This window comes from Rothia sp. HMSC072B04, from assembly GCF_001813725.1.
GTDB lineage: Bacteria > Actinomycetota > Actinomycetes > Actinomycetales > Micrococcaceae > Rothia > Rothia mucilaginosa.
In genome coordinates this window covers 1-24,233 of record NZ_KV813815.1, presented here as the reverse complement: position 1 = coordinate 24,233, position 24,233 = coordinate 1, and the positions used below count along the sequence as shown (strand labels likewise).

Annotated in this window: 20 protein-coding genes and 1 tRNA gene; 15 read left to right on the top strand and 6 right to left on the bottom strand. The window is 58.4% G+C overall.

From position 1 onward, the window contains the following. Positions 1 to 236: 236 nt before the first annotated feature. The 3 genes from HMPREF2928_RS08420 to HMPREF2928_RS08410 all read right to left on the bottom strand — a co-directional run bounded on the left by HMPREF2928_RS08420 (position 237) and on the right by HMPREF2928_RS08410 (position 3,483). On the bottom strand, positions 237 to 1,490 hold the full coding sequence (locus HMPREF2928_RS08420; RefSeq protein ID WP_070688238.1) for a cell wall biosynthesis glycosyltransferase: 1,254 nt from the start codon (positions 1,488 to 1,490) through the stop codon (positions 237 to 239). Further along, positions 1,490 to 3,088, bottom strand: a complete 1,599-nt coding sequence (locus HMPREF2928_RS08415; protein ID WP_070688236.1) for a DNA repair protein — start codon at positions 3,086 to 3,088, stop codon at positions 1,490 to 1,492. Before HMPREF2928_RS08415 ends, HMPREF2928_RS08420 begins: the two co-directional genes overlap by 1 nt. A gap of 319 nt (positions 3,089 to 3,407) precedes the next feature. Continuing rightward, a tRNA-Arg gene (locus HMPREF2928_RS08410) sits at positions 3,408 to 3,483 on the bottom strand. A 500-nt stretch (positions 3,484 to 3,983) separates the two neighbouring features. Between HMPREF2928_RS08410 and HMPREF2928_RS08405 the strand changes: the two genes are divergently transcribed. The 3 genes from HMPREF2928_RS08405 to HMPREF2928_RS08395 all read left to right on the top strand — a co-directional run bounded on the left by HMPREF2928_RS08405 (position 3,984) and on the right by HMPREF2928_RS08395 (position 8,462). Then, on the top strand, positions 3,984 to 5,834 hold the full coding sequence (locus HMPREF2928_RS08405; protein ID WP_070688233.1) for a phosphoenolpyruvate carboxykinase (GTP): 1,851 nt from the start codon (positions 3,984 to 3,986) through the stop codon (positions 5,832 to 5,834). 375 nt (positions 5,835 to 6,209) lie between these two features. Continuing rightward, positions 6,210 to 6,680, top strand: coding sequence for an RrF2 family transcriptional regulator (locus HMPREF2928_RS08400; protein ID WP_005509289.1), 471 nt, complete (start codon positions 6,210 to 6,212; stop codon positions 6,678 to 6,680). Between the two features lie 600 nt (positions 6,681 to 7,280). Beyond that, entirely contained in the window at positions 7,281 to 8,462 is a 1,182-nt protein-coding gene (locus HMPREF2928_RS08395; protein WP_070615660.1) for an FAD-binding oxidoreductase, read from the top strand. 156 nt (positions 8,463 to 8,618) lie between these two features. Here HMPREF2928_RS08395 and HMPREF2928_RS08390 read toward each other — a convergent pair whose 3' ends face one another. Further along, the gene (locus tag HMPREF2928_RS08390; RefSeq protein WP_049357755.1) at positions 8,619 to 10,025 is read right to left on the bottom strand and encodes a phosphomannomutase/phosphoglucomutase; all 1,407 of its coding nucleotides are present in this window, start codon (positions 10,023 to 10,025) and stop codon (positions 8,619 to 8,621) included. 137 nt (positions 10,026 to 10,162) lie between these two features. On the opposite strand from HMPREF2928_RS08390, the gene manA reads away from it, so the two are divergent. The 3 genes from manA to HMPREF2928_RS08375 all read left to right on the top strand — a co-directional run bounded on the left by manA (position 10,163) and on the right by HMPREF2928_RS08375 (position 13,285). Then, a complete protein-coding gene (gene manA, locus HMPREF2928_RS08385) occupies positions 10,163 to 11,350 on the top strand; it encodes a mannose-6-phosphate isomerase, class I (RefSeq protein WP_070688231.1) in 1,188 nt (395 codons plus the stop codon). 299 nt (positions 11,351 to 11,649) lie between these two features. Then, complete coding sequence (locus tag HMPREF2928_RS08380) at positions 11,650 to 11,919, top strand: ACT domain-containing protein (protein ID WP_049340339.1); 270 nt, start codon at positions 11,650 to 11,652, stop codon at positions 11,917 to 11,919. Positions 11,920 to 11,929: 10 nt separating this feature from the next. Continuing rightward, positions 11,930 to 13,285 carry a PFL family protein gene (locus tag HMPREF2928_RS08375; protein WP_070688230.1) on the top strand — a complete coding sequence of 452 codons (1,356 nt, stop codon included), beginning with the start codon at positions 11,930 to 11,932 and terminating at the stop codon, positions 13,283 to 13,285. 148 nt (positions 13,286 to 13,433) lie between these two features. Here the strand turns inward: HMPREF2928_RS08375 and HMPREF2928_RS08370 are convergent, their stop codons facing one another. Then, positions 13,434 to 14,576, bottom strand: a complete 1,143-nt coding sequence (locus HMPREF2928_RS08370; RefSeq protein WP_070688228.1) for a DNA polymerase III subunit delta' — start codon at positions 14,574 to 14,576, stop codon at positions 13,434 to 13,436. After that, a complete protein-coding gene (tmk, locus tag HMPREF2928_RS08365) occupies positions 14,573 to 15,289 on the bottom strand; it encodes a dTMP kinase (RefSeq protein ID WP_083311404.1) in 717 nt (238 codons plus the stop codon). The genes HMPREF2928_RS08370 and tmk overlap by 4 nt, the downstream gene beginning before the upstream one ends. 159 nt (positions 15,290 to 15,448) lie before the next feature. On the opposite strand from tmk, the gene HMPREF2928_RS08360 reads away from it, so the two are divergent. The 9 genes from HMPREF2928_RS08360 to rlmB all read left to right on the top strand — a co-directional run bounded on the left by HMPREF2928_RS08360 (position 15,449) and on the right by rlmB (position 23,908). Then, positions 15,449 to 16,651, top strand: coding sequence for a trans-sulfuration enzyme family protein (locus HMPREF2928_RS08360; RefSeq protein WP_070688226.1), 1,203 nt, complete (start codon positions 15,449 to 15,451; stop codon positions 16,649 to 16,651). Between the two features lie 48 nt (positions 16,652 to 16,699). Beyond that, the gene (locus HMPREF2928_RS08355) at positions 16,700 to 17,017 is read left to right on the top strand and encodes a DUF2516 family protein (RefSeq protein WP_005507153.1); all 318 of its coding nucleotides are present in this window, start codon (positions 16,700 to 16,702) and stop codon (positions 17,015 to 17,017) included. 220 nt (positions 17,018 to 17,237) lie between these two features. Beyond that, complete coding sequence (locus HMPREF2928_RS08350; RefSeq protein WP_005507152.1) at positions 17,238 to 17,975, top strand: phosphoglyceromutase; 738 nt, start codon at positions 17,238 to 17,240, stop codon at positions 17,973 to 17,975. Positions 17,976 to 18,142: 167 nt separating this feature from the next. Next, positions 18,143 to 19,285, top strand: coding sequence for a sensor histidine kinase (locus tag HMPREF2928_RS08345; RefSeq protein WP_246823468.1), 1,143 nt, complete (start codon positions 18,143 to 18,145; stop codon positions 19,283 to 19,285). A 41-nt stretch (positions 19,286 to 19,326) separates the two neighbouring features. Beyond that, positions 19,327 to 20,010, top strand: a complete 684-nt coding sequence (locus HMPREF2928_RS08340) for a response regulator transcription factor (RefSeq protein ID WP_005507150.1) — start codon at positions 19,327 to 19,329, stop codon at positions 20,008 to 20,010. A gap of 15 nt (positions 20,011 to 20,025) precedes the next feature. Then, positions 20,026 to 20,769, top strand: a complete 744-nt coding sequence (gene ispD / locus HMPREF2928_RS08335; protein ID WP_070688224.1) for a 2-C-methyl-D-erythritol 4-phosphate cytidylyltransferase — start codon at positions 20,026 to 20,028, stop codon at positions 20,767 to 20,769. A 73-nt stretch (positions 20,770 to 20,842) separates the two neighbouring features. Further along, complete coding sequence (ispF, locus tag HMPREF2928_RS08330; protein ID WP_005509302.1) at positions 20,843 to 21,325, top strand: 2-C-methyl-D-erythritol 2,4-cyclodiphosphate synthase; 483 nt, start codon at positions 20,843 to 20,845, stop codon at positions 21,323 to 21,325. A gap of 82 nt (positions 21,326 to 21,407) precedes the next feature. Then, positions 21,408 to 22,826: a cysteine--tRNA ligase gene (gene cysS, locus HMPREF2928_RS08325; protein ID WP_044146129.1), complete on the top strand. Its 1,419-nt coding sequence runs from the start codon at positions 21,408 to 21,410 to the stop codon at positions 22,824 to 22,826. 95 nt (positions 22,827 to 22,921) lie between these two features. Continuing rightward, complete coding sequence (rlmB, locus tag HMPREF2928_RS08320; protein ID WP_005509305.1) at positions 22,922 to 23,908, top strand: 23S rRNA (guanosine(2251)-2'-O)-methyltransferase RlmB; 987 nt, start codon at positions 22,922 to 22,924, stop codon at positions 23,906 to 23,908. Positions 23,909 to 24,233: the final 325 nt, after the last annotated feature.

The window sequence follows — 24,233 nt, the reverse complement described above, 5'->3', positions numbered from 1 at the left end:
AGGGGCTGTTAATCACCGTACTTTGTGGCGCATCCCCAACCCTACCGTCACGCATATCACGGGAACGCATATTAATTTTTATGCTGAATAGCATGTATGTATTGCCCCCAGTCTACCCCGTATTGCCCTGACAATGCGGGATATTGGTGCTAATGAATACTGCCCCCAGATGCAAAGACATGCTGGGGGCAGTATAAAGAACCGGCACGCAGAGGCGCCTCAACGGTGACGAAGACCTACTTTGATTCCTTCTCCACAGTCTTCTCGGCGTCCTGCTTTTCTGCGCTTTGGTTATCGGCATTCTGGATGCTTCGCCCGGGGCCGCGCACAATACCGCGTACGCTATCGCGCGGGTCGGCGTAGCGCAGGTCGATACCGAAGGTATTGCGGATCTGGCGTGCCGAGTTCAGGTGCCAACGCTGCGAATCCGACGGAGTCACCGAGGTGACCGCCTTCTGACCCGGAGCCAGCTTCTCGTGGCGAATATCGTAGTGCTTACCGCCCATGGTGATGGTGAAGCCGTGCTCTTGCAACAGCTGCACGAACGCATCCACATCGTGCGGGATCTTGCGGCCGCGCTGCCTCTTTGTGCCGCTCATCCTCGGCTGCGACTCGAAGGGGTTACGGCTGGGCGCGGCGCCGCGGCTAATACGGATTACCTGCTGGTCGGAGTGCGAGAACTCCACCTGGTAGCCGTTGAGCGAGTACACGGTGCGGCTACTGCCGGGAATTGGGCAGCGGTCCTCAGCCTCATCCAGGATGCGGGCAATGTACTCGCCGGTCAGACCGAGCGCCTTCAGCTGTGCCTGAGCATCGGGGGAGAGCTGGTAGCCTCCCGCCAGAGCCTGCAGCGGGCGCAGCGCGAGCACTTCGGCAGTCAGGGGGTTGAGCACCACCTGGTAGCCTTCCTCTTCATGCGTGTAGAGGGTGACTTCGCGGCCGTAACGGTTCTCCTGCGCGCTCTCTTGAACCACGGTGCTTGCGGGCGATTCGATGATGTCCAGCAGTAGCTCGTAGGTGAGACCGTGGCGCATCATATAGTCCATCACGCCCGGGAGCACGCCGTAGATACGGCGGCGCGGCGGCACCTCGCCGTAGAATTCCTTCTCGATGCGCGCGGCAATACGCTGGTTCTCCAGCGGCACCTCGGTCAGCGGGATGAGGCGCTGGTTGGAGGGGCGAATCTTGGCGCGTGCGGCGGCGGGCTTGGGTGCCTGACGGTATGCGTCCACGAGTGCCTGCTGCTGCTCTACGAATTCCTGGGCAATGAGCGGTAGGAGGGTGAAGTAGAGCTCTGCCGCTTCGGGCTTGAGCGCGCCGTTCTCATCGAGTAGGGACGCGCCGTCCTTGGAGAGCAAATCCCACGGCTTATCGCTTGCCGTGCTCTCTTCGGAGCCCTGATTGTCCCGGTAGCTATAGGCGGCGAGGGAGGCAAGCTCCTGCAGGCGAACATACACCTCGAGAGGAATAGTGATCTGCTTAGCGGACATTATTTCTCCTCCTCGGTGGTGTTTTCTGCCTGGGCTGCCTTATCTTCTGCCTGTTTCGCCAGGGTGTTGCTGAGCTCCTCGAGCTGCACCTTGCGCAGGTTCTCCGCGTGCAGAACATGGAAATCCGGGGTCTTCGCCAGAGCCAGAACGGTCCGCTCATCGGGCGAAACCGCGATCTCCAGACCCTGTGCCGCGTAGATGCGGGTCCAGCCTTCAGCCATGCGCACGCTCTCGGGGCTACTCAGCGCCTGAAGCATCAGATCGAAAACGAACGGCGGGTTCTTCTTCAAGAAGGTGCGAGCGCGCTCGCTGAACTCGAGTTCCAGGGCGTTGAGCGAGGTGTATTCGCCCTGCGCCAGGGAAGCCTGCGCCGCCTCGTTGTAGTCGGCGTCGTATTCGTCAATGACGGTAATAACTTCTGCGGAGGCGGTGTTCACGTCAACCCGGTAGTCGTCGTGCGTGAAGCGAATGGTCCAATCGTTGATGCGTTCCGCTTCGCCGTCGCGCAGGATGGTGCGCACGAGCTCTTCGCTAATGTTTTCGCGTTCGAGGCGGGCACGCAGGCTCGGGCGCAGTCGGTAGTTGCGTTCGCGGTCCTCGGCGGTAACGCCGCGAGGTGCGGCGGCTACCGGTTCTGCTGCCGGAGTGCTCGGGGCGGGTGCGGCAGTCATCGGTGCACCCGGTTCCGGTGCAGCGGGCTTCGGTGCACTCGGCTTGGGAGCTGCGGGTGCGCTCGGCAAGGACTGGGCAAACACGAGCAACTCTTCAACAGGTGCCTGCTCGCTAGATACTGCCGTATGGGTAGCTTCTGCGGCTTCGGCAGCCTGTTGGCGGGCACGCAGGCCCTCCAGGTACTCTTCGATGCGCGGCGGTCGGTAAGTCAGCGTGGACTTGCGGAACATACCGGGGGAGGGCGCGCCGGGAGTCGGTGCTGCAGGCTTGGGAGCCACAGGCTTCGGCACAGCAGGCTTGAGTGTTGCAGGTTTCGGTGCAGCGGGCTTGGGCGCTGCGGGAGCAACCGTGGTGGGCGTCGGAACCGTCTTTTCTGCAGTCGCCTCCACAGTTGCTTCTTCCGGCACGCTGGGAGCCGGTGCGGGTGCCTGGGCCGCGCGGGCGGCAAAGAGCGCGGGGGAAGGTGCGGGCTTCGGTGCTGCGGGCTTGGGCGCAACAGAAGCGCTCACTTCCGTGTCCTCAACTACTGCAGGTTCGGCGGGGCTAGTTTCAACCTCAGCCGTAGGCTCTACAGTATTTTCAGCTGACTGCTCTTGCAACTCGCCCTGTTCCTCATCAACAGGCTCTTCCTCACCGCGGCGTAGGGCGGCAACGAGTTCCTGTCGGGAAGTATAAGGAATGATTTCCTCGGGAGAGTCGATATATCGGGGGAAGTTCTCGTAGAGAATCTTTGCCGCGGCCTCAAAGAGCTTCTCCGCGGTGGTGTTGGCGGCGGGTGCGCAGGGGCAGAGGAGCTCCTGGCGCTGTGCGTCGTAGAGGGACCAGTGGGCGCATCGTTCGGTGGGCGGGAAGTAGTCGAGTGTTCCAAGGTCGGCTATATCGATGAGTGCACCTATCAGGGACTGCGGAATGGATAGCTGTGCCATAGTGCTCCTTCGCGTTGTCTGCTCTCCAGCCTATGTGTGGAGGGTCCTTCTTTCCATCCTAGGCGTTTTTCGGCGGGTGTGCCCCGGAGCACGTCATCTGGGAGCGTAAATCTGCGGATTCACAGGTTGAATTGCACTTTTGGGCGCGGCGTTAGTCGGTGGAGCGTCCTTGCTACACCTTCATATACGTCGTAGTTTCTATATAACGTCTGCCGTGCGCGTGGTGGCCTGTGCTGGGTCCGGCGCTTTCGGCGGGGCACTTTTTGAGCGCATTTCTGGGTACACAAAAAATCCCCGGTTCCGAAGAACCGGGGATCGTTGGTGCGCCCGAAGGGATTCGAACCCCCAACCTTCTGATCCGTAGTCAGATGCTCTATCCGTTGAGCTACAGGCGCATGTTCCTCGCTTCGGATTTCTTCAACCCGTCGCGGCAACAGGTACTACTATACGGATGACCTGGAGGGCGTGCAAGCTGAAAAACTCGAAATTTGCCCAAAATCTCCTCCTTGCATCCTGAAAATACCCCATTTTGCCGCGTAATTTCAGGGTTTTTGTGCCCGTAAAAATTTTTCAAAATATTTTCGAAATACCCCAAAAGCCGCCTCGAAGGTGTCAGAATTCGCCACCCAGGACCTTCAGGGGGTGCCCAAAAATCATCCAAAAAATCTTTGCGCGAGAGCAGAATGTGATGCGCAGAACATGAGACATAGCGTCATAGAGGGGTGTTCGGGTCATTAATGCGTTATTCTGTAAGCATCACGAGGAAGTGGCTTCTGTCCAAGCGTGCATATTCACCATTGTTTGCACGCTTGTAGTGTTTAACTGCTTCTTTGTTACCGCAGACCTATCCGGATCAATGTAGTATCCGGACCACCGATTGAAGGGGAAAATGTCAATGGCTGACACCTCAACTCGTACTCTCTCTGCCGAACTCGAGAAGGAGCTGCAGAGCGCACCCACCACCCACCAGGGCCTTCTGGACTGGGTTCGCGAAGTTGCGGCCCTGACCCAGCCCGCACACATCTACTGGGTCGACGGCACCCAGGAAGAATATGACCGCCTGGCACAGGAACTGGTTGACGCCGGTACCTTCGTTCGCCTCAGCGATCACGAATTCCCGAACTCTTACGCAGCTTTCTCCGATCCTGACGACGTTGCACGTGTCGAGGAGCGCACCTTCATCTGCTCCGAGACCGAAGAAGGCGCAGGCCCGACCAACAACTGGCGCGACCCCGTTGAAATGAAGCAGACCCTGACCGGCCTGTTCGAGGGCTCCATGCGCGGTCGTACCATGTACGTCATTCCCTTCGTCATGGGCTCTCTGAAGGCTAAGAACCCCAAGATTGCTGTTGAGCTGAGCGACTCCGCATACGTTGTCTGCTCCATGCGCATCATGGCAACCATCGGTAAGGACGTTCTTGCCAAGCTGAACGAGACCAACGGCTTCTTCGTCAAGGCTCTGCACTCTGTCGGTGCACCCCTGGAGCCCGGTCAGGAAGATGTTCCCTGGCCTTGCAACCCCGAGAAGTACATCGTCCAGTTCCCCGAGACCCGCGAAATCTGGTCCTTCGGCTCCGGTTACGGCGGTAACGCACTGCTCGGTAAGAAGTGCTACGCACTGCGTATCGCATCCGTCATCGGCCGCGACGAGGGCTGGATGGCAGAGCACATGCTCATCCTGAAGGTCACCAACCCCGAGGGCAAGGTCCGCTACATCTCCGCAGCGTTCCCCTCCGCATGTGGCAAGACCAACTTCGCAATGATGGAGCCCACCATTGACGGCTGGAAGGCTGAGATGGTCGGCGACGACATCGCATGGATTGAGTTCGACGAGAACCACCAGGCACGCGTGGTCAACCCCGAGGCTGGCCTGTTCGGCGTGGCACCGGGCACCGGTTACTCCACCAACCCGAACGCTATGAAGGCTATTGCTAAGGGCAACACCATCTTCACCAACGTTGCTCTGACCGACGACGGCTCCGTCTGGTGGGAGGGCAAGACCGACGAGGCTCCCGCACACCTGACCGACTGGACCGGTAAGGACTGGACCCCCGAGTCCGGCCGCCCGGCAGCTCACCCGAACTCCCGTTTCTGCACCCCCGCATCCCAGGTCGACATGCTCGCTCCCGAGTACTACGACCCCGAGGGTGTGCCGCTGAGCGCTATCGTTCTGGGTGGTCGCCGTAAGACCACCATCCCGCTGGTTTCCGAGTCCGAGAGCTGGGAGCAGGGCGTCTTCCGCGCTGTCACTCTGTCCTCTGAGACCACTGCGGCTGCTAAGGGCGCCGTCGGCGTGATTCGCCGCGACCCGATGGCTATGCTGCCCTTCATCGGTTACAACGCTGGTGACTACTTCAAGCACTGGATTGACCTGGGCAAGAAGCACGGCGCTGAGAACATGCCGAAGGTCTACTACGTCAACTGGTTCCGCCGCACCCCCGATGGTGGCTTCGCATGGCCCGGCTTCGGCGAGAACTCTCGCGTTGTGAAGTGGATCTTCGACCGCCTGGACGGCAAGGTTGGCGGCCAGGAGACCTTCCTGGGCACCGTTCCCACCAAGGAAGACCTGGACCTGAGCGGTCTGGAAATCTCCGAGGACGAGCTGAAGGCTGCTCTGGCTGTCTCGAAGGAAGAATGGGCTGCTGAACTGCCCGGCATCGACGAGTGGCTCGAGAAGTTCGGCGACAAGCTGCCCGCTGAGGTTCGCGAACAGCGCGATGCTCTGGCAAAGGCCCTGGAGGGCTAATCCTTCGAAGGGACTAAAACTCTTCGCTGAGCCGTATGGTTGAGCGTTTGGAAGGGGTGGAATCTCACTGTGAGGTTCCGCTCCTTCCTTCCTTTTATGGGAAGGTTTTGAATCCCCGTCAGATGGGAACCGCCGAGTTTCTCTTGGAGTTATGAGTGTAAGGCTATGCAGTCTACCTGTTCTTGAGAAATACTCTAAAGACATTGGGAGGGTGGCGAGAATACGATAGTGGGTAATCCTGATTTCTTGCACTCTCACTGCACCGATACAATGCCAATGTAAGATTTTGAGCGCTCTGTGCCTTGGCTGGTTCGGAGCATTTGTTGCCGTCGATGTAGAAGCGGCGGTATCACGAGAAAGATAGAAGGAGTATCCATGCGTTTGACAGCATTCTCGGATGTCTCGCTCCGCGTTCTGATGCTCCTGTCTGCCCTGGAGCCCGGTCAGAAGCTTTCTACCCAGAAGATTGCTGAGGGAGTGGATACCCCCTACAACCATGTGGCGAAGGCTGTGGCCTTCCTCGTGAACATGGGTTATTTGGATTCGACCCGCGGTCGTTCCGGCGGCGTTATGCTCTCGGATGCGGGCCGCTCTGCGACCGTCGGCACTGTTCTTCGTGCTACTGAGGGCGATATCCCCATGATTGAGTGCGAGGATGAGAACGGTCACTGTCCCCTCGATAAGTTCTGCCGCCTGCGCAATGTTTTGGCGAAGGCTCGTGAGGCGTTCTACGCATCGGTTGATTCGGTCATCATTAGCGAGTTGACCGCTGGTGCGCGCCCTGTTGGTCCGGTATTTGTGGAGCTAGGCTTCGCGCCTCCGGAGAATGCGCTGACTGTGCGCTAAATCGTTGACCCGATAACTTTTTAGTATGTGTGGAGCTTTCTAATAGGAGGCTCCACCCTATTTTTTATGGCGCTTTATCTGCCGGTATGGGGGTGGATTGCTGTGTGCGGTGTGCTTGCGGGGTCCTTTTGGGAGGGTCTTTTTACCTCTTGACGTACAGCGAGCAGTGTTCGGTTGAATCTAAAATTTGTGCAGTAAATGCAGAATATTGCAAATTTGCTTTTCAAATGCAGAAAATGTGACCATATTCATTTTTGCACCACACTGCATACTTTCCTGGGTAAATATATTTTCACTCCGGTATTTTTATACATGTTTCCAGGCTGGTCACTCGCCGATTGTAGAAGTGCGGCTGAAAATATATAGTGTGACGCGCAACTCTATCTTTGAGTCAGGGTGAACCATAAGTCGCATCCACAGTGCCAAATAACCCTCAGAGCATGACCTGCACACAGCGCAAGCACCCCACAAAATGCTACGGTAAGGGTGCTTTATAAACACTTCGTCACCAACTGAGCTGTCCGAGTGAACGCCCCAGCATCACACATATCAAGGGCATCATCACAACGACCAGGTGACCACACAGGAAGAAGGCAAGACATGCTCTCCGAGAAGTCCCGCCCCATTATTGAGGCAACGCTGCCCATCATTGCTGAGCGCATCAACGACATCACCCCCGACTTCTACCGTCGAATGTTCGCCGCTCGCCCCGACCTGATGGACGGCATGTTCTCCCGCTCCTCCCAGCTCGAAGGCACCCAGCCCCGCGCACTTGCAGGCTCCATCGCTGTGTTCGCTTCCTACATCGTTGAGCACCCGGACTCCTACCCCGACGAAGTCCTCTCCCGCGTTGCTCACAAGCACGCCTCCCTGGGCCTGAAGGAAGAAGAGTACCCCACCGTCTACAAGTACCTCTTCGAGGCAATCGCCGCTAACCTCGGCGATCTGGCAACCCCCGAAATCGTTGAGGCATGGACCGAGGTCTACTGGCTCATGGGCAACGCCCTCATCAAGCTGGAGAAGGGCCTGTACGCTTCCCAGGCAAACGACGTCATGTTCGCGCCCTTCAAGCTCGTTGACCGCAAGGAGACCGGCGAGAACGTCGTCGTGCTGACCTTCGAGCCCGCCGACGAAACCCCCATGACCGAGTCCAAGGGCGGCCAGTACATCTCCATCGTCGTTCCCGCACGCGACGGCCTGCGCCAGGCACGCCAGTACACCCTGCTGCCCAGCGAAAAGAACCAGCGCCGCATCGGTGTGAAGCTCGACCCCAACGGCGAGATGACCTCCATCCTGCACGAACTGAAGATCGGCGACGTCGTCGAGATCTCCAACCCCTACGGTGACCTGACCCTGGAAGGCTTCGGCAACCCCGAGGCACCCCTGTACCTCTTCTCCGCAGGTATCGGCACCACCCCCATGCTCAGCTTCCTCTCCGAGCTGATTGAGAAGGGCTCCCAGCGCCCCGTAACCGTAGTTCACGCGGACCGTAGCCTGGACACCTGGCCCCTGCGCGAAGAGCTCACCGAGCTCGTCAACAAGCTGCCCAACGCACGCCTCATCTCGTTCATCGAGGGTGAGGGCGGCGACTTCGCCGGCCGTGTTGACGTGTCCAAGCTGGACGTGCCCTCCGACGCTAACGTTTACCTCTGCGGCCCGCTGCCCTTCATGCAGGGCGTACGCTCCGCACTGGTGGAGGCAGGCGTCCCCGGCAAGAACATCAACTACGAGATCTTCGGCCCCGACCAGTGGATGCTCCACGACCAGGCTCGCGAAGCGTAAAAACCCCGTAAGCCGGCTCGTCCGCTAGGTTCCTTAAACCCGGCTAGGTTCTCCTCTTAGACAGAAGAACCTAGCCGGGTTTTTAGAACTCAAACTAAAAAGTCCCGCCCCGCAGACGAATCTGCGGGGCGGGACTTTTTAGTAGCTAGCTAGCGCTTAGCCCTGGCGAACCAGAGCCAGAACCTCGTCACGGACGCGCTCCATAGTCGCAACATCCGGTGCCTCAAGGTTCAGGCGCAGGAAAGGCTCGGTGTTCGAAGGACGCAGGTTAACCCACCAACCCTCTTCGGTGTTGGTGAAGGTGGTGCCGTCAGAGTCCTCAACAACCACGGGAGCGTTAGCGTAGTGTGCACGAACGCGGTCCACAGCTGCAGCCTTGTCTTCCAGCTCGGAGTTAATCTCACCGGAAGCAACGTACGGGGAGTACTTCGCGCTGATCTCGGAGAGGGGCTTGTCGCCGCCACCCAGAGCAGCCAGCACGTGCATTGCAGCGAGCATGCCGGTGTCTGCGTTGAAGAAGTCCTTGAAGTAGTAGTGAGCGGAGTGCTCGCCACCGAAAACGCCGTTCTCCTCAGCCATGACAGCCTTGATGAAGGAGTGGCCCACGCGGGTCTTCACTGCGCGGCCGCCCAGCTTCTCAACCAGCTCAGGAACAGCCTTCGAAGTAATCAGGTTGTAAATGATGACGGGCTCTTCATTGCCCTCAGCCTTCGCACGAGCAATCTCGCGCTCAGCAACCAGAGCGGTCACAGCCGAAGGAGTAACGGGCTCGCCCTTCTCGTCGATGACGAAGCAGCGGTCAGCGTCGCCGTCGAATGCCAGACCAATGTCGGCACCGTGCTCAACAACAGCCTTCTGCAGGTCAACCAGGTTAGCCGGCTCCAGCGGGTTAGCCGGGTGGTTCGGGAAGGTACCGTCCAGCTCGAAGTACAGGGGAACAATTTCCAGGGGCAGGCCCGGCAGGATGGTGTCGCCCAGAACAGCGGGAGTGGTCATACCACCCATGCCGTTACCAGCGTCAACAACAACCTTCAGGGGGCGGATGGAAGACAGATCAACCAGCTTGCGCAGGTACTCTGCGTAAGGCTTGAGAATGTCCTTCTCAGAAACGGTGCCGACCTTCTCCACCGAAGGAATCTCGCCCGAATCCAGGTACTTCTGAGCCAGATCGCGAATATCGAACAGACCGGACTCGGAAGACAGGGGAACAGCGCCAGCCTTAGCCATCTTCATGCCGTTGTACTCTGCGGGGTTGTGGCTAGCGGTGAAGGTAACACCGGCAGCGTTCTCAACGCCACATGCGAAGTACAGAACGTCAGTGGAGATCAGGCCGATCTTCTCAACATTTGCACCGCGAGCGGTTGCACCCTGGGCGAATGCATCCATGAATTCGGGGGAGGAGGGGCGCATGTCGCCACCGACCAGGATGGTCTGGCCCTCCAGGCCCAGAATATCTACGAAAGCCGCGCCAGTGGCACGAACAGTCTCTGCGGTAATGGTCTCGCCGACGATGCCACGCACGTCGTACGCTTTGAATGAGTCATGTAGATTAATAGTAGTCACGCCTTTTATTTTAGCGGTAAAGAAGTGTAATTAGCCTCTATAATGGGCAGGTAAAACCTTATAAATTCTGCTGAATGTATGGGTTTTTTATCACGTCACTTGCTTCAAACAACTCACGTCGAGAGGTATTTTCCCCCATGGGTGAGATTTTTTCCCTAAAAAACCAGATTCAGAATTATGCGTGGGGCTCCCGCGAAATTCTCGGACGCATGCGTGGCGTGCCTGTCCCCACCGAACAGCCTGAGGCTGAGGTGTGGGTTGGCGCGCATCCGGCTGCACCTTCCCGTGCCACCGTTGATGGCACTGAATCCCCGCTCAACGAGCTGATTGTGGAGAACCCCTCCCGCTTCCTGCGTCCGGACCGTATCTCTGACTGGTTCCCCTTCCTCTTTAAGATTCTTGCGATTGACGCCCCCCTGTCGATTCAGGTGCACCCCACCCCCGAGCAGGCTATTGCTGGCTTCGAGGACGAGCAGGCACGCGGCATCGCGATTGACGCGCCGCACCGCAACTACAAGGACCGCTACTCCAAGCCCGAAACCGTCATTGCGCTGACCCCGATGCGTGTGCTCACCGGTGTGCGCACCTCCGCGCAGCTGGCAGAACTGGCGAGGGCATTCAAAGCTGACTGGCTGGCAGAGCGCGTGGAGCTTACCCCCAAGCAGCTGTTGACCGAGATTATTCGCATGCCCGAAGACGCTGCCGCAACCGCTGTTGAACAGCTCATCGAGGTGGCAGCACAGCTGACCGGCTCCGAAAACGCGCTCATTGCTGACGCCGCTGAGCTCGTACAGATTGTTGCCGGCAAGTACCCCGGCGACCGCGGCCTGCTCGTCGCATTCGTCATGAACCTGGTGCACCTGGCACCCGGCGAATCCGCATTCACCCCCGACGGCCAGGTGCACGCCTACGTCTCCGGTACCGCCATTGAGCTGATGAACCCCTCCGATAACGTGATGCGCGCGGGTCTGACCGCAAAGCACATCGACACCGAAGAGCTCATCAAGGTTCTCGGCGAAAGCCAGGACGCCCCCGTGATTCAGCAACCCACCCCCGATAACGCACCCGTGGGCACCTATGCCATGTGGGATGAGCGCATGAGCGTAACCCGCATCCGCGTTGAAGAGGGCAAGCCGCAGGAATACACCTTTGAGGGTATTAGTGCCGCACTGAGCGTATCCGGTGAAATCACCATTCACGCGGCAGACGGCAACGGCACCGAAGAGTTCGTGCTGGGCGCCACCGAGTCGGTACTGCACGTGGGTGAGCCCTCCGAGGCAACCTTGAGCGGTAATGGCGAGCTGTACATTGCTTCTTATGTTTAGGAAATAATCCTCGATAACTAAAACTTCTAGACAGTTATAATCTAGCCAGATATAAGGAGTGTCGAAAGATACATCAAGACTGGCACATAATAAAGAATCCACGTTCTTCCCTGTATTTATTCAGACCGGGAAGGCGTGGATTTTTTATGCCCCGAATATGGGATGCAGGGGATATTTTTGTGTCTACCCTGCACAGTGTGTTCTGAGTAACCTATAATTGGTCTTATAAATATGCGTATACCTGTGCCTTTATGCACCTCTTCCTCAGGTACGCAGCCCCAAACTGCTAGGAGAACACTGTGAAGATCATCCTCACCGTCACAGGCATCGACCACGAAGGCATCATCGCTGCCGTGACCGCAACCCTCGCCGAGCGTAAGGTCAACGTCCTCGACGTCTCCCAGACCATCATGGGCGAATACTTCACCATGATCATGCACTGCTCCTTCGACGAAGCGCAGCAGAACCTCATCGATCTGCAGGAAGCCATGATCGGTGTCGAACACGAACAGAAGGTGCAGATTCGCATCCAGGCAGAATCCATCTTCAAAGCAATGCACGCCATCTAGGGCTCCACTGATGCGCAACACCAATATTCTAGAAACCATCCGAATGATCGAGGAAGAAAAACTCGATATCCGCACCGTCACCATGGGCATCTCCCTGCTCGACTGCGCCGACTCCGACGGCGAAGTAGCCCGCCGCAAAATCTACGACAAGATCACCAACCGCGCCGCAAACCTCGTCAGCGTCTGCGAAGGTATCGAAGCTGAGCTCGGCATCCCGATCGTCAACAAGCGCATCGCCGTCACCCCCATCGCGCTGGTGGCAGGCGCCTCCGGCGACGAGGACTATGTAGAGTTCGCTCGTACCCTCGACGCAGCTGCGAAGGCAGTCGGCGTGAACTTCGTCGGCGGCTTCAGCGCCCTCGTCGATAAGGGCATGACCCCCGCCGACGAGAAGCTGATTCGCTCCATCCCGCGAGCGCTCGCAGAAACCGACGTGGTCTGCTCCTCCGTAGACATCGGATCCTCCCGAGCCGGCATTAACATGAGCGCAGTCAAGCTCATGGGCGAGACCATCCGCGCCACCGCAGACCTGACCGCGGATGCACACGGCTTCGGCTGCGCCAAGCTCGTCGTCTTCGCGAACGCCGTCAGCGACAACCCCTTCATGGCGGGCGCATTCCACGGTGTTCAGGAGGCAGACACCACCATCTCCGTGGGTGTCTCCGGCCCCGGCGTGGTACACCGCGCCCTGCAGAAGGTCCGCGGCGAATCCTTCGACACCTGCGCCGAAGAAATCAAGAAGGCAGCCTTCAAGATTACCCGCGTTGGCCAGCTGGTCGGTACCCTCGCCGCTGAACGCCTTGGCGTGCAGTTCAACATTATCGACCTCTCCCTGGCGCCCACCGCAGAGATTGGCGACTCGGTCGCACACATCCTCGAGGAAATGGGTCTGGAAACCGTCGGTACCCACGGCACTGTTGCGGCCCTCGCGTTGCTCAACGACGCGGTGAAGAAGGGCGGCCTCATGGCGTGCTCGAACGTCGGTGGCCTCTCCGGGTCCTTCATCCCGATCTCTGAGGACATCGGCATGATTGAATCCGCAGCCGCCGGACACATCAGCCTCGACAAGCTTGAAGCGATGACCGCCATCTGCTCCGTCGGTCTGGACATGGTCGCGGTTCCCGGCGAGACCCCCGCCGCCACCCTCGCAGCAATGATTGCCGACGAAGCAGCAATCGGCGTGATGAACCACAAGACCACCGCGGTCCGCGTCATCCCGGCGGTTGGTCTGAGCGTAGGCGACATGGTTGAGTTCGGCGGCCTGCTCGGTCGAGCACCCGTCATGCCCACCCACACCCCCAGCGCGGAGGCGTTCATCGCCCGCTGCGGTCGTATTCCGTCGCCGGTTCACGGTTTCCGCAACTAAGTTTGATTCCGTAACTAAGCTCGAATCCGCAACTAATCTCGCTTCCGTAACTAAGCCCTAAGTGCGCTGAGAACCAACAGAAAAAAGGGGGAGGCACCGAAGATTATCTCTTCGGGGCCTCCCCTTCGTTGTATGAGCTACTAAGAAACTACTGATACACGAAGCGGCTCATTAACGCCTCAAGCGCCAAACGCGCATTCGCGTTCGTCCGCAGACGACGCAGAGTCAGCTCGACCGCCTGCACATCCTCCAGCAGCTGCTGGGCGGAACGGCGGGTGCAGAACGCCTCCAGAGGCTCACGCAAATGCTCATTGACCAGCGGAGCCTGCGCCGACAGAGCCACCGTCAACGCATCACGCAGAACCGTCTGAACCTGCGCCACGGAACGCAACAGCGTATCGGAGGAAACGCGCTTAGCGCGGCGCTTCTGCTGCTCCTCCAGACGGCGAACCTGTGCACGCAAAGATGGCGAAACGCGCTCGCCCTCGCGGATACCCAGCAGCGCTAGAAGCTCCTGGCGTTCCTGCTCATCCTTGAGAGCGGAGACAGCCTGCGCGTCCTGGTCAGCAAGGTCGGTGAGCTTCTCAGCTGCGTTGAAAGCCGAAGAAATAGAACGAACATTCAGAATCAGGGAGGTAATCAATTCCCGACGAGCCATCGCCTGCTCATCGGTCGCCAAACGGTACCCCTCCTGCGCATCACCCAGAGCCAGACGCGCCGCACGCTGCGCCAAAGGATCCACCACACCGTGCGCCAGTAGGTACTCGTGCACCTGAGCATCCGTCGGAACTGGCAGCTGAACCGGACGGCAACGCGAACGAATCGTCACCAGCACGTCAGTGGGGGAGGGCGCCGTCAGCAACCAAATCGTATGCGGCGGCGGCTCCTCAATCGCCTTCAACAACACATTGGAGGTACGCTCCGGCATGCGCTCGGTGTCCTCCACCAGAATCACGCGCCAGCGACCCACGGTCGGGCGGTCCTGAGCCTTCATGACCAGCTCGCGTGCCTCATCAATACTGATGTGCGTCACCTCGGTACTAAAGTGCGTAAAATCTGCGTGCGAACCGTTCATGACGGTCACGCAGCCCTTGCACTGGCCGCATCCGCGGTTCTGCGGGTCGGGCTGCTCGCATAGTAGCGCAGCAGCGAAAATTTTTGCAGCCTCACGGTGAGGCGCACCGGTCGCGCCCGTGAAAAGCCAAGCGTGTGTGGGGCGGTTGGCGGCGGCATCCGTGCGTAGTTGCTGGAGCTTATCGGCGGGAATCAGCAGGGTATTCCAGAGGCTCATGAGTCCTCCTTACCGGTGCGGATCAGCTCACGGGCGGCGAGCAGAGGTTCGATCACCTTAAGCACGCGCGCGTGCACCTGCTCAATCGTGCCCACGCCATCAATAATGCGGTGCGAACCGTTAGCGTCCTCGCGGGCAATCTGCTCGAACGCACCGTGAATGCGGGCCTTGAACGCGGCGCCTTCAGCCTCAATACGGTCGACGGTGCCGCGCTGATCCATGCGCTCCTGCTCGGCGCTCAACGGCACACTCAGCAGTAGGGTCGCGTCGGGCACCAGATTGGCGGTAGCCCAGCGGCTCAAATCGACGATGGTTTCAACACCCAGGTCACGGCCTACGCCCTGGTACGCGGCAGAAGAATCAATATAGCGGTCGCTCAGCACGATGGCGCCCTCTGCGAGCGCGGGACGAATCAACTGGGAGGCGTGCGCTGCGCGGGATGCCGCGAAAATCAGCGCCTCGGTGCGGTCGTCAATGGTACCCTGACCCGCTTCAAGGACGAGGGCTCGCAGCTTCTCGCCGATCTCGGTGCCGCCGGGTTCGCGGGTGGTGATGACACGGTATCCGCGGGCGCTGAGTGCTTCATTCAGCAGGGCGAGCTGGGTGGTTTTGCCGGCACCGTCGCCTCCTTCGACCACGATAAAAAGCCCGCGGCGACCGGTCGGGTCGGCGGGAAGATTCTGCGCATCGGGGGTGTAGCTGAGAGTATCCATCACCTTTAAGGGTACCGGGTCTCTTAGCTGCACAGGTGCGGTTTTGGTGATACCTCCGCGTGGGATTGAGTGCGTATCAAGGTAAAAAACATGTAAATCCTGCGCGCCATCATCTGCGCGGGCGTGCGTTCTGGGCGCGGGTGTGCCAGGCTTAAAGACATGAGTGCAGATAACCACGACATGAATTACTCCGCAGAGACCTTCGTCGTCTCTGGCGGCCGCCCGGCACACGAGCATGACGCGCCGGTGAACCCTCCAATCGTTCTTTCTTCCACCTACCGTGGTGTGGACGCCGTCAATATTGAGCAGGACCGCGTGTACGCCCGCTTCTCGAACCCCACTTGGGAGGGCATGGAAGAGGTTGTGGCGAAGCTGGAGAACGCTACCCAGCCGGGTCTGCTGTTCCCCTCCGGTATGGCTGCTGTCGCTGCTGTCATCGACCTGGTGCCGGTTGGCTCCATTGTTCTGATTCCGAAGCACGCATACATGGCGTCGGTGACCCTGTGCAAGGATTTGGAGCGCCGCGGCATCATTGAGCTCGTTCGCGTGGACATTGAAGACACCGAGAGCGTTATCGCCGCTATGGAGGATGCCACATCCCGCACCGGCGTGACCCCGGAGAACGTGAACTACTCGGCACCGAAGGTCCTGGCGTGGCTGGAAAGCCCCACGAACCCGATGCTTGAGGTCGCTGACCTGCCTGCCCTGCTTTCTGCTGCTCGCCGCCTGGGCATTGTGACCGCGGTGGATAATACCTTCGCAACCCCGATTCTGCAGCGTCCCCTGGATTTGGGCGCTGACGTGGTGGTTCACTCCGCTACGAAGTTCCTTGCAGGCCACTCTGATGTTCTGCTGGGTATGGCTCTGACCTCGAATGAGGAGCTGTACAAGGCGATGCTGCACCACCGCATCACCAACGGCGCAATCCCCGGTCCGGTGGAGGCGTGGCTTGGTTTGCGCGGTCTGCGCACCCTGGCGCTGCGCGTGGAACGTGCGGTGCAGAACGCGCAGGTTCTCGCAGAGCGTCTGAGTGAGCACCCCTTCGTGACTGAGGTGCGTTACCCGGGTCTGGAGAGCGATCGCGGTCATGAGGTTGCGAAGAAGCAGATGGATGGTTTCGGTGCGATTCTGTGCGTCACCCTGGATACCGACGCATCGGGTGCCCGTAACGTCGTGGAGGCGTTGAAGCTGTGGACCCCGGCGACCTCTCTGGGCGGCGTGGAGTCTCTGGTGGAGCGTCGTCGTCGCCACGGTAACGAGCCGGATTCGATTCCGGAGTCTCTGCTGCGCCTGTCGGTGGGTATTGAGAACGTGGATGACCTTTACAATGACTTGGTTGAGGCCTTTAAAGTTGTCCGCTAGGCACTTTGCTAGGGTTGTCTAGAGAAGCTGCTGATTCTAAGGAATACTATGTCTCCTATTCTGTTGGTCTGGTACGTGACCACTTTTGTTGATACGCTGCTGGCTATCGCTGGTGCTGCGGTTGGTGTGCTGGCTTTTGTGCGTGCGTGGATGTCTCCGGCGAACGCGTACGATTTTGCCGGTAAGCGCCCGAAGAACACGTGGCTGGCTTTGACCGGTGGTTCTGCTGCGGTGTCGCTGTTTAGCGTTTTTGCTGCGGTGACTGGCGGTGGTAATACTGTGCTGATTCTTCAGCTTGTGGCTGCTGTGATTAGCTGCGTGTTCTTGGCTGGTGTGTGGCCTTCGGTGGGCCGCCGCCGTTTCTAGCGTTAGCTTGTGCGCTCGCTTTGAGTGATGCAGTGTGAGGCCTCGCGTGCCCTCTGGCTGGTTTGTCCCGGTCGGATGGTGTGCGGGGCTTTTCCCTTTTCTGGCGGGGTTTTTGAGCCTTTCGTTCTGGTAGAAAAGACCCTTATAAATTTTTGGGAGAATGCATATTTTCTAGGCTCTAAGGCATGACAAACCGGCAGGTAAATGAAAAAATAGAGGTATGACTTACAAACTAGTACTCCTGCGCCACGGCCAGTCCGAGTGGAACGAGAAGAACCTGTTCACCGGCTGGGTGGACGTTAACCTGACCGATAAGGGCCGCGCTGAGGCTAAGCGCGGCGGCGAGCTGCTGGCAGAGCGCAACATCCTCCCCGATGTTGTTCACACCTCCCTGCAGCGTCGCGCAATCAACACCGCAAACCTTGCACTGGATGCAGCAGACCGTCTGTGGATTCCCGTCAAGCGCACCTGGCGCCTGAACGAGCGTCACTACGGTGCTCTGCAGGGTAAGAACAAGTCCGAGATCCGCGAGGAATACGGCGACGAGAAGTTCATGACTTGGCGTCGTTCCTACGACGTTCCGCCGCCCCCGCTGGATGACAACGACCCCTACTCGCAGGCACACGACCCCCGCTACGCGGATGTCGAGAACGCTCCTCGCACCGAGTGCCTGAAGGACGTTCTGGGCCGTATGCTTCCCTACTGGGAGTCGGACATCAAGCCCGACCTCGCAGCAGGCAAGACCGTTCTGGTTGCTGCACACGGTAACTCCCTGCGTTCGCTGGTCAAGCACCTCGAGGGCATTTCCGACGAGGACATTGCTGGCCTGAACATCCCCACCGGTATTCCGCTGTACTACGAACTGGATGAGAACTTCCAGCCCGTCAAGCCCGGCGAGTACCTGGACCCCGAGGCTGCTAAGGACGCTATTGCTGCCGTAGCAAACCAGGGTAAGTAATACCTCCGGCAGGGTTTCACCCCTGTCATTGTGATGAGCCGTTCACCGGTAAGGTGGGCGGCTCATTGCGTTGTCTGCAAGGTTTCTGTACGGGGAGCGTGCCTGAGAAGAAGAGCATTCGCCTGAGTGCTGGGTATCGGCCACATTTATACTTATGGGGTACCCGAATGGAAGGGAAGTACATGGATGCCGGTCTGATCGCCTTTATTGCGGGCATGATAGGTCTGCTGGTGGGCGTCCTGAGCATGAATGCGGTGGCGCGTAGTGAGCGGGAGCAGGAGCGTAGTTTGGTGTCGGCGCCGGCGCTGCGTGATGGTGCCGCTCAGGTACTTGCTGTGATTGGTCGCGCCTACCTGGTGATTGATGAGGTGGGCGGCGTGGTTCAGGCTTCTCCGGGTGCGTACGCGATGGGTCTGGTGCGTGGTCATACGGTGGCGTCTGATGAGTTGGCGGATATGATTCGCACGGTGCGTCATCGCGGTATTTTTGCGGAGCGTACTTTTGAGATTGACCGCGGTGAGGGTGAGGCGCTGGTCTTGGATGTGCGTGTTGCTTCGCTGGGGGACGAGTACATTTTGGTGCTCGCGGATGACCGCACTGAGATTTCTCGTGTGCAGCGTATGCGTAATGATTTTGTGGCGAATGTGTCGCATGAGTTGAAGACTCCGGTGGGTGCGGTGAGTCTGTTGGCTGAGGCTATTGAGCAGGCGAGTGATGACCCGGAGGCGATTGAGTATTTTGTGGGGCGTCTTCATAAGGAGACGCGCCGCCTGTCTGCGCTGGTGCGTGACATTATTGAGCTTTCGCGTCTGCAGTCGACCGATGTGATTGCGCGTGGTGGTCCGGTGTCGGTGCCTTCTTTGGTTACTGATGCGGTGGACCGTTCGCATATTGTGGCGGAGGAGAAGGACATTCAGATTTCTACCCGCATCGAGGAGGTGCCCGAGGTGTACGGTGACGCCGAGCTGCTCGGTATTGCTGTGCAGAACCTGGTGGAGAACGCGGTGCGTTATTCGCCGGAGCATACGAAGGTGGATATTTGGGTGCACCGTGTGGCTGATCAGCTGCTGGTTGAGGTTGCTGATCAGGGCGTGGGTATTCCGGAGGACGAGCAGAAGCGTATTTTTGAGCGTTTTTACCGGGTTGATCCGGCTCGTTCGCGTCAGACGGGCGGCACTGGTTTGGGCTTGAGCATTGTGAAGCATGTGATGACTCAGCACGGTGGTAGCGTGACGGTTCGGTCGATGCCGCAGGAAGGTTCGACGTTTACGTTGGCGTTGCCGCTGAATGAGCCTCCGGCCGCAGTGTAGTGTTAGCGGTATAGGTTTTATGGAATCGAAGGAAGTTATTGATGTCTAAAATTCTGATTGTTGAGGACGAAGAGGCCCTCTCGGATCCCCTTGCGTTTTTGCTGGGTCGTGAGGGTTTCCAGACGATTGTTGTGGACAACGGTCTGGACGCTCTGCCGGTGTTTGACCGCGAGGGCGCGGATTTGGTGCTTCTGGATGTGATGCTTCCGGGCATGTCCGGTATGGAGGTGTGCCGTAAGCTGCGTGAGGTGTCTTCGGTCCCGATTATCATGTTGACCGCTAAGGACTCTGAGCTGGATAAGGTGCTGGGTCTGGAGCTGGGCGCTGATGACTATGTGACGAAGCCGTATTCTGCGCGTGAGCTGATTGCTCGTATCCGCGCGGTGTTGCGTCGTCGTTCGGCGGAGACTGATTCTGCTACTGAGTCGGTGCTGCAGGGCGGCCCGGTGCGTATGGATATTGACCGCCATGTGGTGACGGTTAATGGTGAAGAGATTTCTATGCCGCTGAAGGAGTTTGAGCTCCTGGAGATTCTGCTGCGCAATGTGGGTCGTGTGATGACTCGTGGCCAGCTGATTGAGCGTGTGTGGGGCGCCGACTATGTGGGTGATACGAAGACCCTGGATGTGCATATTAAGCGTCTGCGTTCGAAGATTGAGCCGGATTCTTCTGCCCCGCAGTATGTGGTGACGGTTCGCGGCTTGGGCTATAAGTTCGAGGCGTAGGCGGGCTTGAGACTGATGAGTTCTGCTTCTGCGGCGAATACTGCTGTGATTGTTTTGGCGGCTGGTTCGGGTACTCGCCTGGGTGAGCCGATCCCGAAGGCCGCTGTGCGTGTGCATGGTCGTACCCTGCTGGATTATGCGTTGGAGGGTGCGCTCGCTTCGGGTGTTGCTGAGCATGTGGTGGTGACTGTTCCTGCTGATTGTTCGGCGAGTTGCCCGGAGCTTTTGGAGGATGCCCGCCGTGCCGGTGCGTTGATTACTGCCGGTGGTGATACGCGTACTGCTTCGGTGGTTGCGGCGTTGGATGCTTTGAAGGATGCGCAGGTTCCGGTGGATTATGTGCTGATTCATGATTGCGCTCGTGCTTTTACTCCGCCGCAGGTGTATCACCGCGTGCTTGAGGGTTTGGGTTCTGCGAGCCCGCAGGGTGTTGTGCGTGCGGTGATTCCTGTGTTGCCGGTGGTGGATACGGTGAAGACTGTGGATTCTGCTGGTTTGGTGACGGGTACTCCTTCGCGTGCGCAGATGCGTGCGGTGCAGACTCCTCAGGGTTTTGAGGTGGCTGCCCTGTTGGCGGCACATGAGCGTAGCCGTTCCCTGCCTGCTGAGGAGGCTGAGCTGTTGACTGATGATGCGATGGCGATGGAGGCGGCGGGTGAGCCGGTATTGACGGTTGCCGGTGCTGCGGATGCGTTTAAGGTGACGACTCCGATGGATTTGCGGGTTGCTCGCGCGCTGTTTGGTGATTCTGCTGCCTAACCTTGCCGCCTAATGCCTCTTTTGCCGAGGCATTGCTGCTGAGAAGATGTTTGATCGATTGAAGGGTCCTGTGATGACTGTTATTCCTCGTGTTGGTACCGGTGTTGATGTCCACGCTTTTGGCGAAGAGGGCACTCCCCTGTATATTGCTGGTCTGCATTGGCCGGGTGAGCGTGGTTTGAGCGGCCATTCTGATGGTGATGTGGTGGCTCATGCTGCCGCGGATGCTCTTTTTGCCGCCTCCGGCACGGGGGATTTGGGCTCTAATTTTGGTGTGGACCGCCCGGATATGAAGGGCGCTTCGGGTGTTCGTATTCTTTCTGAGGCTGCGGCGATTGTGCGTGCTGCTGGTTTTGAGATTGGTAATGTGAGCGTTCAGCTGGTGGGTAACCGCCCGAAGTTCTCTCCGCGCCGTGATGAGGCGAACCGTGTGCTGAGCGAGGCGGCGGGTGCTCCGGTGACGGTGATTGCGACGACTACTGACGGTCTGGGTTTGACGGGCCGCGGCGAGGGTGTGGCTGCTATTGCGACGGCGCTGGTGTATCCGCGTTCGTAGGTGTTTGGCTGCTTCGAGCCATTCTGTAACCTATCGCTGATTTACCGCCCCGGCGTCTGAACCGACCCCGTAGAATGAGAGTGTGACTATGCGTTTTTATGATTCAGCTTCCGCGACTATTCGCGAGTTTGAGCCCGTCGTGCCCGGTGAGGCGCGTATCTATTATTGTGGTGCTACGGTGCAGGGTGAACCGCATCTGGGCCACATCCGTTCGGCGTTGGTTTTTGACCAGTTGAGCCGTTGGATGCGTTACCGTGGTTTGAAGGTGACGACGGTCCGCAATGTCACTGATATTGATGACAAGATTTTGGCGAAGTCTGCTGATTCTATGGAGCCCGGTTTTGAGGGTGAGTTCCCGAATGAGCAGTGGTGGGCGCTCGCGTACCGTTTTGAGAAGGTTTTTGCTCAGGCGTATGCGGCGTTGGGTATTGATCCGCCGACGTATGAGCCGCGCGCGACCGGTCATATTCCGGAGATGTTTGCTCTGATTCAGCGTCTGATTGATCGTGGCCACGCGTATCCTGCACTGGATGATTCTGGTGACGTGTATTTTGATGTGCGTTCGTGGGATAAGTATGGTGCGCTGACGAATCAGAGCGTTGAGGATATGCAGGATTCTGCGGATGCTGATCCGCGCGGTAAGCGTGACCCTCGCGATTTTGCCCTGTGGAAGGGCTATAAGGAGGGTGAGCCGCTGACTGCTTCGTGGGAGTCTCCGTGGGGTCGCGGCCGTCCGGGCTGGCACCTGGAGTGCTCGGCGATGGCTGGTAAGTATTTGGGTTCGCGTTTCGATATTCACGGTGGCGGTTTGGATTTGCGTTTCCCGCACCATGAGAATGAGCTGGCGCAGTCGACTGCAGCTGGCGATGATTTCGCGAATTTCTGGATGCATAACGGCATGGTCACCTATGAGGGTGAGAAGATGTCGAAGTCTATCGGTAATACGATTTCGCCGGCGCAGATGCTGCAGATGGCCCGTCCGCTGGTGGTTCGTTATTACCTGGGTAGTGCGCATTATCGTTCGATTCTTGATTACCGTCCGTCGTCTCTGCAGGAGGCGGCAACCGCTATTGAGCGTGTTGAGGCGTTCCTTGCTGCAACTCAGGATGTGCTGAAGCCGGGTCGTGAGGTTCCGGAGGCTTTTGCAGAGGCTATGGATGATGACGTGAATATTCCGCGTGCTCTGGCGGTTCTGCATGAGCAGACTCGTGCCGGTAATGCGGCGCTTGCTGCCGGTGAGGATGCTTCGGAGGCGGCGAATGCTGTGATGGCTATGGCTGAGGTTCTGGGTCTGGCGCAGCTGATGAGCTTTAATGCTGAGGGCACTTCGGGTGCTGAGCATGAGGCTTTGGATGCGCTGATTCAGGCTGTGTTGGCGGAGCGTGCTGATGCTCGTGCTCAGAAGGATTGGGCGAAGGCTGATGCGATGCGTGATTTGTTGGCGTCTGCTGGTGTGCAGGTGAAGGATGGCGCGAATGGTTCGAGCTGGAGCGTTGGCTAGAGGGTGATGTGCCCCGCGTTTGTGCGTAAGGCTTAGGTCGTGCGGGTTTCTCTCGCGTAGACTCGTATTCATTACTTTGACGAAGGAAGAGAAGAATGGCTAAGGCAGGTTCGCGCCCGGGCGCTACCACCAAGAAGAAGGGTGCTACTAAGGGCACTGGCGGTCACGGTCGTAAGGCGCTTGAGGGTAAGGGCCCTACTCCGAAGGCTGAGGACCGCGTTTATCACAAGGCGCATAAGATGAAGCGTGCGGCTGAGCGTCGTGCTGCTACCGGTACGAACCGTAAGTTCCAGACTCGTCTGGGCGGTAAGCGTGCTAGCGATGAGCTGGTGACTGGTCGTAATGCGGTGCTTGAGGCTCTGCGTACTGAGATTCCCTCGAAGCACTTGTACATCATGAGCCGTGTTGAGGTTGATGACCGCGTTCGCGAGATTATGACTATTGCGAATAAGCGCAATATTCCGATGCTGGAGATTCCGCGTAGCGAGCTGGATCGTTTGACTGATGGTTCTGTGCATCAGGGTGTTGCGATGCAGATTCCGCCGTACAAGTACCCGGACGCTACTGACCTGGTGCTGGATACTATGGAGCGTTGGCACTCGGGTAAGCTGTCGACTCCGCCGCTGTTTGTTGCTTTGGACGGTATTACTGATCCGCGTAACTTGGGTGCGATTATTCGTAGCGTGTCCGCGTTTAGCGGTGATGGCGTGATTATTCCTGAGCGTCGTTCGGCTGCTGTGACTGCTGGTGCGTGGAAGACTAGTGCTGGTGCGGCTGCTCGTATTCCTGTTGCGATGGCGACTAATCTGACTCGCGTGATTCAGCAGGCTAAGGAGCAGGGTATTTTCGTGATTGGTCTGGATGGCGGCGGCGATATTGAGCTGCCGGCTCTGGAGCTTGCGAATGAGCCGCTGTGCGTGGTGGTTGGTTCTGAGGGTAAGGGTCTGTCCCGCCTGGTGACTGAGAACTGCGATCAGATTGTGTCGATTCCGATTGATTCTGCGATGGAGTCTTTGAACGCGGCGATGGCTGTGGGCATTACTCTGTACGATGTTTCTCGTCGTCGCGCTTCCGCGAACTAGAGTTTTGAAGTTGGCGAGCTACAGCCTGTAGCTCTGTAGCTTGAACCCTGTAGCTTGAATAAGGAGGGCGCCCCCGTGAGGGGGTGCCCTCCTTTTCTATCTCTTCCTATCTTCTGCTCCCTCTATAAGGTGTCCTTTGGATGTGCTCCTGGAGGCTTTCTGAGCTCTTTTGAAGGTTTTTAAACTTTTTTCAAAGAACTTTAGGGAGGCTTATCCTGCGTTGACTAGGGGTTTTAGTGCTCTGTTCAAGTCAGAATGAACCTAAACCCCCTTATTTGTGGTCTACTTCACCTGTTTTCGGGTTGCAGACCCATTTCGGCATCTG

Bases quoted from the DNA above. Each gene is read 5' to 3' on its own strand.
- HMPREF2928_RS08420 (WP_070688238.1), bottom strand. From the start codon at position 1,490: ATGTCCGCTAAGCAGATCACTATTCCTCTCGAGGTGTATGTTCGCCTG.
- HMPREF2928_RS08415 (WP_070688236.1), bottom strand. From the start codon at position 3,088: ATGGCACAGCTATCCATTCCGCAGTCCCTGATAGGTGCACTCATCGAT.
- HMPREF2928_RS08405 (WP_070688233.1), top strand. From the start codon at position 3,984: ATGGCTGACACCTCAACTCGTACTCTCTCTGCCGAACTCGAGAAGGAG.
- HMPREF2928_RS08400 (WP_005509289.1), top strand. From the start codon at position 6,210: ATGCGTTTGACAGCATTCTCGGATGTCTCGCTCCGCGTTCTGATGCTC.
- HMPREF2928_RS08395 (WP_070615660.1), top strand. From the start codon at position 7,281: ATGCTCTCCGAGAAGTCCCGCCCCATTATTGAGGCAACGCTGCCCATC.
- manA (WP_070688231.1), top strand. From the start codon at position 10,163: ATGGGTGAGATTTTTTCCCTAAAAAACCAGATTCAGAATTATGCGTGG.
- HMPREF2928_RS08375 (WP_070688230.1), top strand. From the start codon at position 11,930: ATGCGCAACACCAATATTCTAGAAACCATCCGAATGATCGAGGAAGAA.
- HMPREF2928_RS08370 (WP_070688228.1), bottom strand. From the start codon at position 14,576: ATGAGCCTCTGGAATACCCTGCTGATTCCCGCCGATAAGCTCCAGCAA.
- tmk (WP_083311404.1), bottom strand. From the start codon at position 15,289: ATGGATACTCTCAGCTACACCCCCGATGCGCAGAATCTTCCCGCCGAC.
- HMPREF2928_RS08360 (WP_070688226.1), top strand. From the start codon at position 15,449: ATGAGTGCAGATAACCACGACATGAATTACTCCGCAGAGACCTTCGTC.
- HMPREF2928_RS08355 (WP_005507153.1), top strand. From the start codon at position 16,700: ATGTCTCCTATTCTGTTGGTCTGGTACGTGACCACTTTTGTTGATACG.
- HMPREF2928_RS08350 (WP_005507152.1), top strand. From the start codon at position 17,238: ATGACTTACAAACTAGTACTCCTGCGCCACGGCCAGTCCGAGTGGAAC.
- HMPREF2928_RS08345 (WP_246823468.1), top strand. From the start codon at position 18,143: ATGGAAGGGAAGTACATGGATGCCGGTCTGATCGCCTTTATTGCGGGC.
- HMPREF2928_RS08340 (WP_005507150.1), top strand. From the start codon at position 19,327: ATGTCTAAAATTCTGATTGTTGAGGACGAAGAGGCCCTCTCGGATCCC.
- ispD (WP_070688224.1), top strand. From the start codon at position 20,026: ATGAGTTCTGCTTCTGCGGCGAATACTGCTGTGATTGTTTTGGCGGCT.
- ispF (WP_005509302.1), top strand. From the start codon at position 20,843: ATGACTGTTATTCCTCGTGTTGGTACCGGTGTTGATGTCCACGCTTTT.
- rlmB (WP_005509305.1), top strand. From the start codon at position 22,922: ATGGCTAAGGCAGGTTCGCGCCCGGGCGCTACCACCAAGAAGAAGGGT.